We start from the raw sequence: 17,803 nt of genomic DNA, 5'->3' as shown, positions 1-17,803 counted from the left end.
GGAAACCCTGAGAACAGGGCCGGTCGGGGAGACGATCGACTCACACCGGCACCGCGCACTGGGCACCGAGAGCCGGGTCTCGATCATGGGCATCGTCCGGGCGGCCGAGGGCGGCGTGACCATCGCCGAGGTGGGGGAGCGGACCGGGCTGCACCCGTCCACCGCCCGCGCCCACCTCGACCGACTGGTCGGCGCCGGTCTGCTGGTCAAGGCTCGGGCCAGCGGGGGGCAACCCGGCCGGCCGGCGTGGCGCTACCGGCTCGCCGCCGGGAACGAGGCCCCCGCGCCGGCGCCGTACCGGGCCCTGGCCGCCGCCCTGCTGGACCACCTGTCCCGGCGCACCGGCGGGGACGTCCGCGCCGAGGCCACCCGGGCCGGCCAGGACTGGGGCCGCCACCTGGCCGCCGCCACCCCGCCCGGCGCGGACCCGCTCGACACGCTCTTCGAGGTGCTGCGCGGCCTGGGCTTCAGCCCCCGGCTGCACCACACCGGCGACGGCCGGACCGAGATCCACCTGCACACCTGTCCCTTCCTGGAACTGGTCAAGCGCAACCCCGACGCGATCTGCAACCTGCACGTCGGCGTGGTCCGGGGTGCCCTGGAGCACGCCGGGGCACCGCCGGCCGGCGCCGTGGTCGAGCCGTTCGGCGCGCCCGACGCCTGCGTGGTGCGCCTGGCCCTGCCGGAGCCCGGGCCGGCCCGGCGCCGCCACCGGCCCGCCGTCGCCCCGACCCCCCGATGACCGCCCGGACGGGGCCGCGGCTCCCGCTCCTCGCGGCCGGCGGCCTCGCCCTGCTCAGCGGCCTGTACGCCGCGCTGCTGCTGCTCGGCCTGCCGCTGCCCACCCCGCGGGCGTCGCTGGCGCAGGTGCACGGCCCGCTGATGGTGCTCGGCTTCGTCGGCACGCTGATCGCCCTGGAACGGGCGGTGGCGCTGGGCGCCCGGTGGGCCCTGTCCGCCCCGGCGTGCTCGGGCGCCGGTGCGGTGGCCCTGCTGCTCACCGGGCCGAGCCTGGCCGCCCGGCTGCTGCTGATGCTCGCCGCCGTGCTGCTCCTGCTGGTCTACCGGCGGCTCTGGCGCCGGCAGCCCGGCCCGTCCCTGCTGGCGCAGGGGCTGGGCGCGTTCGCCTGGTACGCCGCCACCCTGCTCTGGCTGGCCGGCGCCGCCGTGCCGGAGATCGTGCCGTGGCTGGCCACCTTCGTGGTCGCCACCATCGCCGGCGAGCGCCTCGAACTGGCCCACCTCGCGCTGCCGCCGCACGGGGTCCGCTGGTTCCTGGCCGCGCTCGGCGCGCTCACCGCCGGGGTCACCGCCACCGCCCTGTGGCCGGACGCCGGGGCGCACCTGTTCGGCCTGGGCCTGCTCGCCGTGGTCGGCTGGCTGGCGGCGTACGACGTCGCCCGCCGCACCGTACGCGGGCGCGGCCTGCCCCGCTTCGTCGCGGTCGGCCTGCTCACCGGGTACGCCTGGCTCGCGGTCGCCGGCCTGCTCTGGGCCGGTGCCGGCCCGGTCACCGCCGGCCCCCGCTACGACGCCACCCTGCACGCCACCTTCCTCGGCTTCGCCATGTCGATGATCTTCGTGCACGCCCCGGTGATCCTGCCCGCGGTGCTCCGCCGCCCGCTGCCCTACCGGCCCTGGTTCTACGTGCCGCTCGCCCTGCTGCACGGCAGCCTGCTGGCCCGGCTCGCGCTCGGCGACGGGCTGGCCGTGGAACCGGTCTGGCGCTGGGCGGGCGTGGTCAACGTCCTGGCCGTCCTCACCTTCCTGGGCTGCGCGTCGGCCGCCACCCTGACCGGCGTCCGGCGGCGGCCGACCGCCGCGCCCGTACCGGCGGTGCGCGCATGAGCCGCCCCCGAGCCGCCGCCGCGCGGGTCGACCCCGCGTCGACGGCCGATCACACCCCGGCAGCCGGTCGCGCCCCGGCGGCCGATCACACCCGGGCGGCCGGTCGCACCCCGCTGGCCGGCCCCGCCCCGACGGCCGGTCCCACGGCCGCCGCCGGCGCCGGCCCGGCCGCATCCACCGCCGCCGTCCCGTCGCCCCTGCCGATCGCTCCGGCGGCGAGTACCGGTCCGGCGGCGGGCACCGGGCCGACGGCGGGCACCGGCCGGGCCGGCTGGCACCGCCGGGCCGGCCTGCTGCCCGTCGCCTACCTGGGCGGGCTCGTCGTGCTGGGCCTCGTCCATCCGTTCCTGCCGTCCTGGCGCTGGCTGGCCATCCACCTGCTGCTGCTCGGCGCGGTCACCAACGCCATCCTCGTCTGGTCCGCGCACTTCACCGCCGCGGTGCTGCGCGCCCCGGTGCCACAGCGGCGCCGGTCGGAGGCGGTACGCCTGGCCGGGCTGAACCTCGGGGTGTGCGCCGTCCTCGTCGGCGGGACGGCCGACCGGCCCTGGATCGGGGTCGGTGGCGCGGCCCTCGTCTTCGCCGCGGTGGCCGCCCACCTGGCGTGGCTCGCACGGCGGCTGCGCCGCGCCCTGCCGGCCCGGTTCCGGGTGACCGTCCACTACTACCTGGCCGCCAGCCTGGCGCTGCTCGCGGGGGTACCGGTGGGCGCCGGCATGCTCGTGGCCGGCGACGCCCACCGGCCCCGGCTGCTGCTGTTCCACGCGCACGTCAACCTGCTCGGCTGGGTCACCCTGACCGTGCTGGGCACGTTGCTCACCCTCTGGCCGACCATGCTGCGCACCCGGATGGCCGACGGGGCGGCCCGGCTCGCCGCCGTCGCCCTTCCGCTGGCCTCGGTCGGGCTGGTCCTGCTCGGCCTGGGGCTGCTCGCCTGGTGGCGAGCCGTCGCCGCGGTCGGACTGGGCCTGTTCGTGCTCGGCGTCCTGGTGGCGTTGCGGCCCGCGCTGGCCGTCGCGCGGGCGCGCCCGCCGTACGCCTTCGCCACCTGGTCGCTGAGCGCGGCGGCCGGCTGGCTCCTGGTCGCCCTGGCCGTCGACGCGGTCACCCTGCTGGCCGCCGCCGAGCCCGGCGCCGCCGCCGACCGCTTCGGCCGGGTGCTGGTCCCGCTGCTGGTGGGCTTCGTCGGGCAGGTGCTGGTCGGCGCGCTGACGTACCTGCTGCCGGTGGTCCTCGGCGGTGGACCGGCTGCCGTCCGGGCCCGTGCCGCGCTGCTGGACCGGCACGGTCCGCAGCGGGTGGCCATGACCAACGCCGCGCTGGTGGTCTTCGTGCTGCCCAGCCCGCCGTACGTCCGCATCACCACGTCCCTGCTGATCCTCGCCGCGCTGGTGCAGTTCCTGGTACCGGCCGCCCGGGTCCTGCTCACCGCCCGGAGATGACCCCGTGACCAGCACGCCCACCCCGGCCCGCCCGCTCGGCGGCGTGGCCACCGGCCTCGCCCTCGTCCTGGTCGCCGTGCTGGTCGGCGTGGCCGCGCAGCGGATGACGGCCGGCCCGTCCGCGACCGGCGCCGCCACCGCGGTCACCCCGACCGGGCACACCACCACCGTCGAGGTGGTGGCCGAGGGCATGCGCTTCCACCCGGCCCGGATCGAGGTGCCGCCGGGCGACCGCCTGGTGGTCGAGTTCCGCAACCGGGACCACCGCCGGCACGACCTGGTCCTGGAGAACGGCGCCCGCACGGCCCTGCTGGGCCAGGGCGGGTCGGCCCGCCTCGACGCGGGCATCATCGGTGGCCCGACCGAGGGCTGGTGCTCGCTGCCGGGACACCGGCAGGCGGGCATGACCCTGCGGATCGTCCCGACCGGCGCGGCCGCGCCGCAGGCCCCGTCCGGGTCGGTGGCGCCGCAGCCGAGCCTCGACGTGCTGGCCGACCCCGGGCCGGCCTTCACCGCCCGGGACGCCGTCGCGCCGCCCACCCCGCCGGGCCGGCTGCACCGTCGGGAACTGCACGTACGGGAGGTGGTGCGCGAGGTCGCCCCGGGCGTACGCCAGCGGCTCTGGACCTTCGACGGCACCGTGCCGGGCCCGGTGCTGCGCGGCCGGGTCGGCGACACGTTCGAGATCACCCTGGTCAACGACGGCACGCTGGACCACGGCATCGACTTCCACGCCGGCGCGGTCGCCCCGGACGAGGTGATGCGCCCGATCGACCCCGGGCAGCGGCTGACCTACCGCTTCACCGCCACCCGGGCCGGCATCTGGATGTACCACTGCTCGACCATGCCGATGCTGCACCACATCGGCAACGGCATGTACGGCACCGTGATCATCGACCCGCCCGACCTGCCCCGGGTGGACCGGGAGTACGTGCTGGTCCAGTCGGAGCTCTACCTCGGGCCGGACGGCCAGCCCGGTGACCTGGCCAAGATGCAGGCGGAGCGCCCCGACGCGGTGGTCTTCAACGGCTACGCCGCCCAGTACGACCACCGCCCGTTGACCGCCCGCCCCGGGGAGCGGGTCCGCGTCTGGCTGCTCGACGCCGGACCCAACCGGGACACCTCGTTCCACGTCGTCGGCGCCCAGTTCGACACTGTCTACCGGGAGGGGCACTGGGAGAACCGGGCGACCGAACCGGGCGGCGCGCAGGTGCTCCAGCTCGGCCCGGCGGCCGGGGGGTTCGTCGAGCTGACGTTCCCCGCTGCCGGGCACTACCCCTTCGTCAACCACGCGATGGTCGACGCCGAGCGCGGCGCCCGCGGCGTGTTCGACGTCCGGTAGGCGACACCGCCCGGTCCGGTACGCAGACCGGGCGTCGAGCGGCTCTGTCCATCCGGCACAGCGACAGACTCGTCCCGGTCCGTATAGATCGCTATGCTCGATCGCACGGTCAGCACGAGCAGCGGGGATGGGCGTCGATGAAGGTGCTCGTGACGGGAGCTTCCGGGTTCATCGGCACGCACCTCTGCCGCCTCCTCGACCAGCTCGGGGCCGACGTCACACCGATTGACCTGGTCGACTGCGATGTCCGGGACACCGAGGGGCTGCGCTCGATCATTGCCCGGGTGCGCCCGGATACCGTCTACCACCTGGCGGCGGTCGCCAGCGTGACCGAGTCGTGGGCCCGACCGTCCGAGACCTGGTCCACCAACGTGCTGGGCACGGCCGCCGTGCTCGAGGCGACGCGGCTGGCGGCGCCGACCGCGCGGGTGCTGGTGATGAGCACGGCCAGTGTCTACGACGGCGCGGCCCTCGACGGCCCGGTCGACGAGTCCCGGCCGGTGCAGTCGCTCTCACCGTATGGGACGAGCAAGGCCATGGCCGAGACGCTCGCGCGGCACTATTCGGCTGCCTACGGAATGCCCGTGCTGGTCGTCCGACCGACGAACGTCATCGGACCCGGGCAGCATTCGTCCTACGTGGTGCCCGCGCTGTCCCGGCGGATCCTCGGTGCGCGGGCCGCCGGCCTGTCCAGCATCACCATCGGTAACTGGGACGCGGAGCGTGACTTCGTCGACGTGCGCGATGCGGTGGTCGCCCTCACCCGGATCGCGCAGCTGGGCGCCCCGGGCGGTACGTACAACATCTGTACCGGCGTCGGAACCACTATCGCCGATCTCGCGCGCCAGCTGTGCGCGCTGGCCGGCACGGAGTTGAGCGTCCTTCCCGACCCGGCGCTGCAACGCCGGATCGACGCCAGGTCACTGGTCGGCGACCCGACCCGCATCAACCGTGAGATCGGCTGGCAGGCGCGCCGGCCGCTGACCCGCACGCTTTCCGACGTGCTCGCCATGACGGCGGCGACCGGCGACGAAGGCCAATCCGGCGGCGCGAAGGCGCTGCAGCTGGACGTGCGGAAGTGACCACCCTGGTTCCGCTGTCCCGTCCGAGCCTCGGGCCGCGTGAGCAGGCGTACGTCCAGGATGCGCTGGCCTCCGGCTGGGTGTCCGGCACCGGGCCGTACGTGGAGCGGTTCGAGGCGGCCCTCGCCGAGCGGCTGTGGCGGTCGCACGTCGTCGCGGTGTCCAGCGGTACGACCGCCCTGGAGTTGACGCTCGCGGCCCTGGGCATCGGCCCTGGGGACGAGGTGATCGTGCCCGCGCTCACCTTCGCGGCGCCGGCGGCGGCCGTGCTGACCGTCGGCGCGACGCCGGTGCTGTGTGACGTCTCGCCGGCCGACTGGACACTTGACCCGGCGGCGGCGGGGGAGCTGATCACGGCGCACACCCGAGCGGTGATCGCCGTCGACGTGCTGGGCCATCCGTGCGACTACGCGGCGCTGGCGCGGCTGGGCCTGCCGGTGATCGAGGACGCGGCGCAGGCGCACGGTGCCGCGGTCGGTGACGCCCCGGCGGGCAGCTTCGGCCTCGCGTCGGTGTTCAGCTTCCATGTGAACAAGGCCGTCACCTCCGGCGAGGGTGGCTGCGTTGCCACCGACGACGCCGAGCTTGCGGCCCGGGTGCGCCTGCTGGCTCATCACGGGATGACCCCGCAGCGGCCCTACGTCCACGAGGTCGCCGGCCGCAACGGGCGCATGACGAACCTGACCGCCGCGCTCGGGCTGGCCCAGGTGGAACGCTGGGAGGAACTGGTGGCGGCCCGCCGTCGGGTCGGTGAGCGGTACACCGCCCACGCCGACGGACTCGGGTTCGGTGGCCGGCCGGTACGGCCGGGGGTGCGGGCGTCGTGCTGGCTGCACACCGTGGCGACTGATCCGGCCACCCGGGAGCGGCTGGTGCGGTTGGGTCGGGTCGCCGGTGTCGATGTCCGGGGCATCTGGCCGGCCCTGCCGGAGCTGGCGTTGTATCGCGACCGGGCACCCCGGCCGTGGCCGGTCGCGGCAGCGGTCTCCCGGTCGTGCGCCTGGTTGCCCACCTCCGCGGACCTGACCGATGAGGAGATCGACCGGGTCGTGCGGGCGGTGCTGCGGCCGGCCGCGTCCGGCGACCCGGTCGTCGGCCCCGACCTCAGGTATTAGAACGGCGGGTGCTCAGCGCCCGAGCGCGTCGAGGACCTGGCACACCTGGCCGAGGTGGTCGTCGCCGACGGGGCGGAGAACGACGGTGTCGGCGCCGGCCTCCCACAGCGCCGCGATGCGCTGTGCCGCTGCTTCCGGTGTCCCCGCGGCGACCATCGCCGGGCTGGGCGCGGCCCGGTGCAGGTCGGCGAACTTGCTCACGATCGGCGCGGCCACCGCGGCGACATGATCCGGGTCGGGGTGTACGAGCAGGTGAAGGTAGACGACGATCTCGTGCGGGCCACCCGCTCCGCCGGCCCTGACGTGCGCCAGGTCACGGCCGAGGATCTCCGGTGTGGTGCCCTCGGCGAGGATCGTGCCGTCGGCGATCCGCCCGGACAGGGCGAGGGAACGCGGCCCGACGACTCCGGCGTACAGCGGAGGCGGCACCGGAGGCACGTGTTCCAGGCAGGCATCGGTCAGCGCGATGGTCTCGGTGGTGAGCGTGACGTGTTCGCCGGCGAGCAGCCCTCGTACGGCGGTGAACGTGGCGTCGAGCAGCGTGAGCCGGCTCCGGGCCGGGCGGGTGATGCGGCGCAGGCGAGCCGCCGTGCCGTGTCCGAGCCCGGCCACCAGGCGATCGGGGTACAGCTCGGCGAGCGCGGCGAGCTCCATGGCGTGCACGACAGGATTGCGGAGCGGAACGGGGCAGATGCCCATGCCGACCCGCAACCGGGAGCTGACGGCCAGTGCCGTCGCGGTGAGCGCAACGGAGCCGGCCCAGCCGATGTCCTCGACCAGCCACAGATCGTCGACCCGCATCGCGTCGAGGGTGCGTACGAAGTCGGGGAGTGCCGTCGGCCGGTGGGAACGGTCGAACATGACACCGAGTGCCCGCGGCGGCCTGCCACTGGGCGGCATGTGTCCTCCTCGCGTACCGGTCGTTTACCGGTGGCCGGCAAGAAACGCTACAGCATGGCCAGCGCGTCGAGGGCCAGATAAGCCAGGTCGACGTCGATGGTCTCGCCGACCCGCAGTAGCTCACGGAACCGGACCGGTGGCACGAGTACGACGTCGACGAATTCCTCCGCGTCCAACTGCTGCGCGCGCTCCGGGCGGCAGTCGCGCGCGACCCCGCAGTATTTGCGGGCCGCGCAGTACGAGTCGCCGTAGCACTGCCCGACGATTTCCACCCGGCCCGCGTAGCCCGTCTCCTCCAACAGTTCGCGCGCGCCGGCGTCGGAAGGATCCTCACCGTCTTCCAGGTAGCCGCCGGGCAACTCGTAGACGAACCGTCCCGGTCCGGGCCGGAATTGTCGGGTGAGGATCACCTCGTTCGTGGGAGTGAGGGCGAGCACGGCAACGGTGTCTCGCTCGGTGCGGATGCTGAAGGTCTCCTCCCGGCCGGAGGGGAGGCGGTAGTCCACCTCGACGATGGCCCGGCCGAAGCGCTCGTAGGCCGTGCGGCGGCGGATCTCCTGCCACGGTACGGAAAGACGGCTGTCCGGTCCGCTGTCCATGGCCACCTCAGCCGTCGATCCTGAGCCGGAACGGCCGCTGACCCGTTCCCTTCCGGCCCGGCGCGACCGGTGGTGCCGGCGCGTCGTCCGGAAACCGAGTCAGGAGCACGCTGCGCATCGGGATATTATTCGGCGATGGGGGCGATCCTGCAGCCGGGAAACGCCGACGCGGACTGTTGGATCATCATCGAGGGTGGTGGCAGCCGCACCACGGTGGTGGTGACTGGCCCGGGTCCCGGTCGAGCCGATGGAGACAGCACCAACCCGCGTAGCGTCGGCCCGGCGCAGGCGGCACGCACCCTCCACGACCTCGTCGCCGCGGCGCTCGCGGCCGCCAACACCCGGCCGGACGCCGTGATGTTCGCGGTGGCGTCGCACGGCGCCGCCTCGACCACGGAGGCGGCGTACGAGTTCGCTCACCTCCTCGACGGCGCGCTGCGGCAGGCCGGCGTCGCGGCTCCGGTCGCGGTCACGGGGGACATCCTGCCGCTGCTCTTCAGCGTCGAGGCGACGCTGACCGTCGCCGTGATCGTCGGGACCGGCACGGAGTACCTGGCCCGTCACGGCACCGACCGGTTCGCGGTGGCCAGCGGACTGGACTATCTGCTGACCGACGAGGGCGGTGGGTTCGACCTCGGCCTGCAGGGGCTGCGGGCGGTGGCCCAAGCGCTGGACGGACGCGGCCCGGCGACGGCGCTGACCGCGTCGGCCGGGGACTGGTGCGGCAGGTCGCCATCCGGTTCGCTGCGCGAGGACCTGTTCCGCAAGGTTTATCAAACACCGGCCCGGCCCACGGTGGCGTCGTTTGCGCGTAGCGTTCTCGCCGTCGCCGCGCGCGGGGATCCGGTGGCGACCGCTCTCGTCGACAGCGCCGTAGGCGAGGTGCTTGTCGGGGTCCGTACCGTGCTGCGCGCCGTCGGTGCCGACGGCGCGCGGCCGACGCTGATCCTTTCCGGCTCGTTGGCCAGCACCGACAACGCCTTCCGGGAGCGCCTGCTGACCCGGCTCGCCGCCGAGCTGGCGGAGGCGCAGATCGTCACCCACGACGACAGCGCGTTGGCACCTGCGGTGCGACGCCTCGGCGAGCTGGTGCTGCGGCACCGCGACGACCTCGGGCGACTGCGTCGGGCCGGACCGGTGGTGCTGCTGGGATCCGCACCGGACGCCTCACCGCGTGGCGCGCCTTAGCGCCAGCCACACCAGGACCAGCGGTGCGACGATGAGCACGCCGGAAACGCCCAGTCGGCCCCAGGCGTGCTCGTCCGCCCAGTCTCCTATCTGCTCCACGAAGCTGGGAATCTGGACGACGGCGAGGACGACCGCGAGCACGGCGATGAGCGAGTCCCGGCGCGAGCGTTCGCGCTCCTCGTGGACGCGGTGCAGGCTGACCGCCAGCGCCCCGTACTTGTCCATGTGCCTGGTCAGTGCGTTCAAGGCGCGATTGCTGGACCGGTTGCTGATGATCTGCTCGTCCAGCGCCCGGTTGCGGGCCTCAACGAGTTGCTCCCGGAAGTTGACGATCCGGTCCAACAGCCGGGTGTGCCGGATGTGCAGACGGATCATGTCGACCTGCTCGCCGGCCGTGACGTCCTGACGGGTGGTGAGTTCGCCGAGCGCATCCCGGTAGCGTTCGCTGAGGTCCTCGGCGATCGCGGCCCGCAGCACCCCACTGCACCAGACGAAGATCGAGGAGGAGTCGTACCCGTACTGCCGCAACCGGAAGTCGGAGCGGTCCCGCAGCCAGGCCGGCAGATGGGCCATCTCCAGGCAACAGTCGGCGTTGACGAAGACCATGTGGTCGTCGAAGAAGCCGAAGCCGGATCGAACCAGCCCGTAGATCTGCTGTCGGCTCCGGCGCAACCACAGTCCGTCCTCATTGAAGTGGTCGGAGCTGTAGGACAGGATCGCGGAGATCTCCCACGCGTACTCCGCCGACTCGCGGATGCCCTCGTACAGGCTGGTGGTCTCCCGTCCCTGGGTGCCGTCGAGGTTCCAGATCTGGATCGCGAACGACCCGGGAACCGACCAACTGCGCTCGATCTCGTCGGCGCTGATGCCGATCTGCGCCACGATGGCCGCCGCGGACTGCTGCCTGAGCGTCCCGGCGACCCCCGGATCGGCGAGCAGGGACAGGAACCCCAACAGGCGGTCCACCGTGAGCGGCGCGTTCAGCTCCACCCCGACACGCTCGGGACGCGGCATGGACAACAGGATCGGAATGGCCGACACCACGTACTCCTCGCCGAGCCACAGCACGGACTGTTGCAATCGCGACGCGTGGCTGCTGTGCACGATGCGGGCCAGCGCGGCCGGGATCGGTCCCGCATCGATGAGGTTGGAATACTCCAGGCCCGCCCCCGGTCGCAGCTTGCTCGCGTACGACCTGTCGTCGTCGATCGCCTGGAGGGCGCCGCGCTCAAATGCCGCCGCCAGGTGTGTCGGGGATGCCAGGCGGTGGGCGTGGTAGCAGATGACCGTGCAGCCACTGATCGAGAGCCGGTCGGTGGTCGGGGGCGCCGGCACGTCATTCGGCGAGGCGAGGATGGTCGTGTCGTAGCTCACTGGTACCTACCTTCGATGGCGACGCGGCGGCGGGGGATCGCCGAGGGGGCCTGATCGTCCGGGCGGTCAGCGGTAGTGGACGTCGATCCGTGTCACCTGCCCGCCCGGCTCCAGGAGCAGTCCCTGGGTGCGGCCGCCGCTCGGCTGGCTCGCTCCGGTAAGTCTCAGCATCGGCTCGTCCGTCACGGCGAAGATCGCCGCCAGCCGGGCGCTACCCGCGGGAACGAGGTCGGCGCTGGTGTACTGCCGGTCCGTACGCCACCCGTGTGCCGCGAACTGCTGCTCCTCCTCCGCGTTGAAGGCGAAGAGGGGGTCGAGCGTCACCGACGCCGGGTGTCGTCGCGGCCCTGCCATCGAGGCGACCCGGAAGACGAAACCGTGCTCGGGCGCGACGAGGTCGAGCAGGAGTGCGGCGAAGGCCAACTCGGACAGTCCGATACTGCCGATCATGGCGTCGATTCGCGGTTCGGCGAGACCGGCGAGGCTGAGGAGGTACGGCGGCTCGATCGTCACCAGCGGCGGCACGATCACCCGACCCACGGCGGGCCGCATGAGGTCCACGAGCGTGCGGTGCAGCGGCTTCTCGGCGATCGAGTGGGTGAAGACGGTCAACGTGTCGAGCGGCTTCCCGGCCGCGTCGGCGATCCGCCGGAGGATCGGCAGCGCGTGCGCCTCCGGCGTGGTCAGCACGTCCAGCTCGGGCAGGATCAGGTGCGGCGCGAGTACGGCGTACGCGGAGAGGTCGGGCACCGACCGCAGGCCGCTGCCCAGGCCACCCAACGCGAGCGCACCCGGCTCACCCAGCACCGCCAGCGTGGTGCCGTCGACGTAGTCGAAGACCCCGTCGACGGCGCCGTCGGCACCCGCCTGCCGGCCCAGGGTCTGCCCGCTGCTGGCACCGGGGCTGCCGTCACGCTCCCCTTCGCCGGCGGTCACCCGGATCTGCAGCGCGGATCGCCGGAAGACGGCCTCGGCGGCCGCCGTCGCCGCCCCGTCGACCCTGGTCTTGCCGAGTGCGACGGGAACCTGGGCCGCATCGGCATTGGCCGCCGCCAGCGCCGCCGCGGACATCGCCGCGATCAGCGCGGACCGTTCGGTTACCGGAGCCGGGGGCCCGCCCTCCGCCGACTCGCGCAGCACCCTCGCCCGCACCTCGACGATCCGCTCATCCAGCGGTCGGATCACCTCATGCAGGTCCTGGTTGGCTTCGACCATCGGCGTCCTCTCGTCGTCCGGATGCGAAACGGCCTTCGCGCACGGCGTGGCAATCGACTCGGAGAAAGGGAAAGCCGTCGCTGTCCCGTCGTTGACCCACGGTGACACGGCCAGAACAGTCTGGCGATAGACCGACCGGATCATCGCCCGGCGCTGTCAGGACGAACCCGGGTGGAGCAGGCGTGTGATCCGACCTCCACCGGGCGAGGCCCGGCGCCGGCTCAGCCGGTGCCGACCGCGAAGACGTGCTGCTGTCCCAGCGTGTTGCTGGGCAGCGTCACCGCGGCCACCGTCTTGCCGGCGCTGAGCGGAAAGGTGCTGGCGAAGACGTACGTGGTGAGGGTCTGCCGGCCGTAGCGGGCGCTGTTGCGGTAGGAGGTCTGCACCGCCACGGTGTTGCCGTGCCCGACGGTGCGGGTGCCGCCGCCGAGGGTCCAGTCACTGAAGCCGAGGGTGACCTGTTGCGAGGTCCCGTCGGTGTAGCTGATGGTCGCCTGGCCGGCCGTTCCGTCGGGCCAGCCGGTGGCGGCGCCGAGAAACCCGATCTTCGTGGCTCCGGCCACCGGGGTCACGGCCAGCCGCTGACCGTCCGCGCGGTAGTTGTCGCGCCTCCCGGCGGCGAGGTTGGGCCAGACGTAGGTCACCCCGTTACGGGTGACGGTGGCGCCGGCGCTCAGCCCGGCGGCGGTGAGGGCCTGACGGGAGTAGCTGTAGGTCGCGCCGTCGACGTCGGCGCCGCCCGGGTACGCGTCGTCGCTGATGCCCGCGTTGTTCCGGTGGCCGCCGAAGCCGACGTCGAACACGTGCAGCCGGCCCGGAGCAGTGGCCGGCAGCGTCATCCCGACGACGGTCTTCGCCGGGCTGACGGCGAACGACGCCGAGTAGAGGTAGGTGGTGATGGCCTCCTTGCCGCCGGCCAGGGCCTGGTTGCGGTACGGCATGGTGGCCGCGACGGTGGTGCCCGGCCGGACGCTCACCTGGCCCGCGGCCAGGGTCCAGTCGCTGAAGCCGAGGAGCACCTGTTGGCTCGTGCCGTCCGCGAAGTGGATCGTCGCGGTGCCGGCGGCGCCGTCGACGTTTCCTTCGGCGCTGCCGAGCACCCCGATCGTGGTGGCCCCGGGCGGGCTGTGCAGCGTGAGCCGTTGGCCCTGGGCGATGACGTTGTCCGACTGGCCGGGTTTGACGTTCGGCCAGGTGTAGGTGACGCCGTCCCGGACCAACCGGCTGCCCGGCACGACGCCCGCGGCGGCGAGCGCCTCGGCGGAGTAGCTCGACGTCCACTGGTCGTAGTTGCTTCCGCCCGGGGCACCGTCGGCGCTGCTGCCGGCGTTGTCCGCCGCGGCGACCGCATTGGTGTCGTAGGAGGGCGGCGCGGCGGCCGCGTCCGCAGCCCAGGTCGGGTTCGCGGTGGTGCCGAGGGCGACGTCGAGGGTGCCCCCGGCGGCCAGTGCCGTCGTCGGCAGGTAGGCCCTGTTCCAGGTGGTGCCGTTGTACTGCATCGACTGGACGAACGGGGCCGACGCCTGCGCGGCGGGCGCGTTGATCGTCAACGTCGCACCCCCGGGCAGCGTCAGCACGGCCTGCGGGAACAGCGGGCTGCCCAGGACGAGATCGGCGGCGCCGGGCACGGCCGGGTACATGCCGAGGGCCGACCACACGTACCACGACGACATCGAGCCGAGGTCGTCGTTGCCGGGCAGGCCGTCGGGGGTGTTGCGGAACAGCTGAGTCTGGACTCGCCGGACCACCTGCTGGGTCTTGTGGGGCTGGCCGGTGTAGGCGTACAACCAGGGCGCGCCGAAGCTCGGCTCGTTGCCCATCCAGGCCCCGGAGCCGAGGGTGTCGTTCAGCGTGACGAAGTGGGTGTCCAGGTACTGGTTCAGTGCCGCGCTGCCGCCCTTGGCCGCGGACAGGCCCCGCACGTTGAACGGCACCATGAGGGTGTACCGCCAGGAGTTGCCCTCGGCCCAGTCGTCGTAGGAGGGGTCCGTGGGGTCGAAGCCGGGCCGCCACTCGCCCGACTGGCGGCGGGGCTGGACGAAGCCGCTGGCGGGGTTCAGCAGGTACCGCCAGCCCTGCGCCCGGGACGCGAACCGGGCGTGCGTCGCGGTGTCACCCACCTGCTTGGCGAAGGCCGCGAGGGCGAAGTCGGCGCTGTGGTACTCCAGGGACGTCGCGGTGGTGGCGTTGTGGTTGCAGCAGCCGTACCCTCCGTCGTCCGGCAGGTAGCCGGGGTCGTCCAGGTAGACGGTGCCGGGCCGGGCGTTGCCGGGCCGCTCGGACTGCGCGATCATCGCGGTGAGCGCCTTGCCCGTGTCGAATTCGCGCGCCCCGAAGGCGTACATGGAGGCGATGGCCGGCACGGCCGGGTCACCGACCATCATGTACGACTCGTCGTTGGCCACGGACCACTTCGGCAGCCGCCCGCTCTGGTCGTAGTCGTTCAACATGGACCGCACCAGATCGCTGGCCCGCTTCGGCGCCAGCAACGCGACGAGTTGCACCTGGGACCGGTACACGTCCCAGCCGGAGAAGTTGGCGTACTGGTCGTCCTGGCCGGTCGGCAGCGTGCGGACCTGCCCGTCGAAGCCCCGGTACTGGCGGTTCGCGTCGCTGAACACGTTCGGGTGCAGCAGCGAGTGGTACAACGCGGTGTAGAAGGTCTTCTGCTCGTCGGTGGTGCCGCCGCCGATCCGCACCCGGCCCAGCAGTTGGTTCCAGGCGCTCCGCGCCGCCGCCTGGCACGCGGCGAAATCCCAGCCGCCGAGGGTGTCACGGTTCGCTCGTGCGTTCGCCACGCTGACGTAGGAGATGCCCACCTTCGCCTGGACGACGGAGCCGGTCGGGAACGTCAGCGCGATTCCACCGTCGCCGGTGACGAACGGCCTCGGCGCCCACTTCTGGCTGCTGGTGAACGCCCGGTCGAAACTCACCGCGAAGTACACCGTGTAGTGGTTGTCCTTCGTGCAGAACCTGCCGTCGGCCACCGATCCGGTGATCTCCGTCGAGCTGGCGACCGTCACGCTCGCGCTCGACGCGGCGGCCCCGGCGCTGGCCTTGACCAGCAAGGAGGCGGCCGGGCCGGCCGGGAAGGTGAACCGGCCGAGCGCCGAGCGGACCGACGTGGTCAACTCGGTGCGGACGTTGTTCGCCAGGTTCACCGAGTAATAGCCCGCCGACGCCGACTCACCGGTGTGCGAGAAGCCGACCGTGGCGTTGTCCTTGTCGGTGGGAAGTGCGCCGGTGACGGGCAGAAAGGGCAGATTGCTGTAGGCGAAACAACCCGCCCCGCTCATCCGGTTGACGCTGAAACCGGAGGTGGCGGTCGCGGCGTGGTCGTAGCCTCCGCCGGGCGCCCGTGGCGCGGTGTCCGGCGCCCATTGCAGCATGCCGAACGGCAGGCTCGGTCCGGGCGAGGTGTTGCCGGCGTCCTTCCCCGCCGATGATCGCGTGCCGATCAGGGGATTGACCAGTGCCGCCGGATCGGAGACCAGCGAAACCGCGGCGTGGGCCGGCTCGGACGGCGAATAGATGACGGCGGTGGCAGCGACCAGTGTCGCGGCGAGCAAGCCTGTCCTCAGTCGTCTCATAGCGCGCGCCTTTCCCCGCCACGGCCGCTCCAGGGAGCGACGAATGACGAGACCGTACCCGCAAGATTCGTGCCCCGCTGACCCGTTGCCGCCGATGAATACGAATCATCATCAATGCGGAATCCTGGCCCGAGCGGCAGTGGGCTTTTATCGAAAATCTCGTAGCAGAAACGGCCGTGGCATTTTCGGGCAGCGAGCGGACGCGGCGCCGCGCACGGTCGCGCCACCTCCGCACCACGCAGCCCTCGCCCGGTGACAGGTTGGCTACCCTCGGCCGGGCCCGGTGCGACGAGCGGTCAGGCCGTGACCGTCACGTGGACGACCCACTTCACCTGCGGCGACGGGCACGGTGTCGGCAGGTGAAGGCAGTCCCCGTCGCTGATCGTCGACACGTCGGCCTGGCCGGCCGCGACGGCGACGTAGCGGACGAGCAGCGGTTGGCCGGTCGGGTAGCCGCCGGTGAGGTCGCTGCGGACCAGGGGGCCGCTCGGTGCGACGGTGGGCGGCCGGTACATGCTCGGCAGGCTCACCTCGAGGGTGTCGCCGACGCGCAGGGCGACGGTGCGCGCGTTGTCGATCTGCGTGACGGTGACGGTCTGCCCGGTGCCGCTCGGGGCCGGGAGGACCTTGACGTGCACCAGCCACAGCGCCACCGGTGCGCCGCACGGCGGCGTGGTGTGGTGACACGCGTTGTCGGTCTGCGAGCTCAGGTCCGAGTCGCCGGGCGCGACCGCGCGGTACAACGCGGAAACCGGCTGCCCGGTCGGGTACCCGCCGGTGCTGGACTGCTGCGCCAGCGCCACGCCGGAAACGGTGGGCGGCCGGTAGTCGGCGGGCAGCACGACGCCGAGTGCCTGCCCGGCGAAGACGGTGACGGTGGTCCCGTTGTCGGCCGTGGTGATCGTCAGGTCGGCACCGGCCGGCGGCGTCACGCTCGGCGAACCGGATGCCGGCGGCGCGGCGTCGTTGCCGCAGCTGAGCACCGGCGCCGGACCGGTGCCCGCGAGCTGCATGCCGAACGTCGTCGAGGCGCCCGGCCCCAGCGCCCCGTTGTACCCCGCGTTGACCGCGGTCGCCGTGCTGCCCGAGGTGGAGGCCGTCGCGCCCCACGCCGACACGATTCGCTGCCCGCTCCCGAGCGTCCAGCTCACCGTCCAGGTCGTGGCGGCCGTCGCCGACGTGTTGACGACGGTGACGGTGACGATCTCGCCGCCGGTCGTCCCGCTGCCCCACGCCGAGTCGATGTGTGCCGTAGCGCTGCATCCGCCCGCCGACCAGGGAACGGTTGCCGCGCTACCGGCCAGTACCGGGGCCAGCACCGCGAGCACCGTCGCGCTGACGGCCACTCCGGCCAGAGCCACCCGTCTCGACACCGTCATGGCGACGGACGGTAGCAGCTACGCCGCATGGAATCAAGGCTATCGATGTATGGCCGCCCGCCGGCGCTCAGCACGCCGGCTAGCACCCCACCTCCTGGCGGCGGTGGCGAAGGTGGACGGCGCGGCCCTCGCCGGCGCCGGGCTGCGGTTGGAGGCGACCGTGATACCGAGCGACAACCTCGCCTAGCGAGCAGTCGATAGAGGGCTGACAACCCGCCGCATAGTACGAGCGACAGGTGACTGTCCGGCCGGTGCCAGCCGGACACGGATGGATCTACCTTGCCACCAAGGCCGAAATTCCGGCAGCGGACCGCTTCGGGCAGGGGCATGGACAAAACCACCGTCGTGGCTCTCGTTGTTGCTCTCATTGGAGCTGTCGCAACCGTCATCGCAGCGTTCATCCAGCGGGGTGTCCGAGCACATCGCGCCAACACTCCACCCGACGACTGGGAAAAGCCTCCGCCACCGCTGGTGACGCCGTCTGCGCCCGGGACGGATCACGGCGCCGCGAACGTCGATGACGGCCGGACCGGCGGCGGGGGCGATGTCCGTCCAGCTGAGCCGGCGGGGGCAACGAGCGTTCCGGCGCCTGGCGTGGGCTCCGCTGAGCAGGACGGGACCTCTCAACCCGAGCCGGTCCCCGAGCCGGTCCCCGAACCGGCCCGAGACGCGCGGTATGACGGGCTGACGGACTCGGACCGGCTGGCGCGGTTCCTCGCCGAGGCGGCG

At 73.0% G+C, this 17,803-nt stretch carries 13 protein-coding genes; 7 read left to right on the top strand and 6 right to left on the bottom strand.

The genetic code is table 11. From position 1 onward, the window contains the following. Positions 1–7 precede the first annotated feature (7 nt). The 6 genes from ACIBPB_RS06950 to ACIBPB_RS06925 all read left to right on the top strand — a co-directional run bounded on the left by ACIBPB_RS06950 (position 8) and on the right by ACIBPB_RS06925 (position 6,829). Entirely contained in the window at positions 8–742 is a 735-nt protein-coding gene (locus ACIBPB_RS06950) for a helix-turn-helix transcriptional regulator (protein WP_396838837.1), read from the top strand. Further along, positions 739–1,848, top strand: a complete 1,110-nt coding sequence (locus ACIBPB_RS06945; RefSeq protein WP_396838629.1) for a hypothetical protein — start codon at positions 739–741, stop codon at positions 1,846–1,848. Before ACIBPB_RS06950 ends, ACIBPB_RS06945 begins: the two co-directional genes overlap by 4 nt. Then, on the top strand, positions 1,845–3,290 hold the full coding sequence (locus ACIBPB_RS06940; protein WP_396838628.1) for a hypothetical protein: 1,446 nt from the start codon (positions 1,845–1,847) through the stop codon (positions 3,288–3,290). The genes ACIBPB_RS06945 and ACIBPB_RS06940 overlap by 4 nt, the downstream gene beginning before the upstream one ends. 4 nt (positions 3,291–3,294) lie before the next feature. Next, positions 3,295–4,632, top strand: a complete 1,338-nt coding sequence (locus ACIBPB_RS06935; protein ID WP_396838627.1) for a multicopper oxidase domain-containing protein — start codon at positions 3,295–3,297, stop codon at positions 4,630–4,632. Between the two features lie 137 nt (positions 4,633–4,769). After that, a complete protein-coding gene (locus ACIBPB_RS06930; RefSeq protein WP_396838626.1) occupies positions 4,770–5,714 on the top strand; it encodes a GDP-mannose 4,6-dehydratase in 945 nt (314 codons plus the stop codon). Further along, the gene (locus ACIBPB_RS06925; protein ID WP_396838625.1) at positions 5,711–6,829 is read left to right on the top strand and encodes a DegT/DnrJ/EryC1/StrS family aminotransferase; all 1,119 of its coding nucleotides are present in this window, start codon (positions 5,711–5,713) and stop codon (positions 6,827–6,829) included. The genes ACIBPB_RS06930 and ACIBPB_RS06925 overlap by 4 nt, the downstream gene beginning before the upstream one ends. Before the next feature lie 12 nt (positions 6,830–6,841). Here ACIBPB_RS06925 and ACIBPB_RS06920 read toward each other — a convergent pair whose 3' ends face one another. Then, complete coding sequence (locus tag ACIBPB_RS06920) at positions 6,842–7,690, bottom strand: LLM class flavin-dependent oxidoreductase (RefSeq protein WP_396838624.1); 849 nt, start codon at positions 7,688–7,690, stop codon at positions 6,842–6,844. A gap of 86 nt (positions 7,691–7,776) precedes the next feature. After that, entirely contained in the window at positions 7,777–8,328 is a 552-nt protein-coding gene (locus ACIBPB_RS06915) for an NUDIX hydrolase (protein ID WP_396838835.1), read from the bottom strand. 69 nt (positions 8,329–8,397) lie between these two features. On the opposite strand from ACIBPB_RS06915, the gene ACIBPB_RS06910 reads away from it, so the two are divergent. Further along, complete coding sequence (locus ACIBPB_RS06910) at positions 8,398–9,516, top strand: N-acetylglucosamine kinase (RefSeq protein ID WP_396838623.1); 1,119 nt, start codon at positions 8,398–8,400, stop codon at positions 9,514–9,516. On the opposite strand, the gene ACIBPB_RS06905 is transcribed toward ACIBPB_RS06910, so the two are convergent. From ACIBPB_RS06905 to ACIBPB_RS06890, 4 genes are all read right to left on the bottom strand, one after another. Then, the gene (locus ACIBPB_RS06905) at positions 9,496–10,890 is read right to left on the bottom strand and encodes a hypothetical protein (RefSeq protein WP_396838622.1); all 1,395 of its coding nucleotides are present in this window, start codon (positions 10,888–10,890) and stop codon (positions 9,496–9,498) included. The two genes, ACIBPB_RS06910 and ACIBPB_RS06905, sit on opposite strands and share 21 nt — an antisense overlap. 66 nt (positions 10,891–10,956) lie before the next feature. Next, positions 10,957–12,105 carry a fructose-bisphosphatase class II gene (locus ACIBPB_RS06900; RefSeq protein WP_396838621.1) on the bottom strand — a complete coding sequence of 383 codons (1,149 nt, stop codon included), beginning with the start codon at positions 12,103–12,105 and terminating at the stop codon, positions 10,957–10,959. Positions 12,106–12,326: 221 nt separating this feature from the next. Beyond that, the gene (locus ACIBPB_RS06895) at positions 12,327–15,674 is read right to left on the bottom strand and encodes a GH92 family glycosyl hydrolase (protein WP_396838620.1); all 3,348 of its coding nucleotides are present in this window, start codon (positions 15,672–15,674) and stop codon (positions 12,327–12,329) included. A gap of 317 nt (positions 15,675–15,991) precedes the next feature. Then, on the bottom strand, positions 15,992–17,074 hold the full coding sequence (locus ACIBPB_RS06890; RefSeq protein ID WP_396838619.1) for a cellulose binding domain-containing protein: 1,083 nt from the start codon (positions 17,072–17,074) through the stop codon (positions 15,992–15,994). Between the last annotated feature and the right edge of the window lie 729 nt (positions 17,075–17,803).

Source organism: Micromonospora sp. NPDC049836 (assembly GCF_044465125.1).
Classification (GTDB): Bacteria; Actinomycetota; Actinomycetes; order Mycobacteriales; family Micromonosporaceae; genus Micromonospora.
This window is presented reverse-complemented; position numbering and strand designations above follow the sequence as displayed.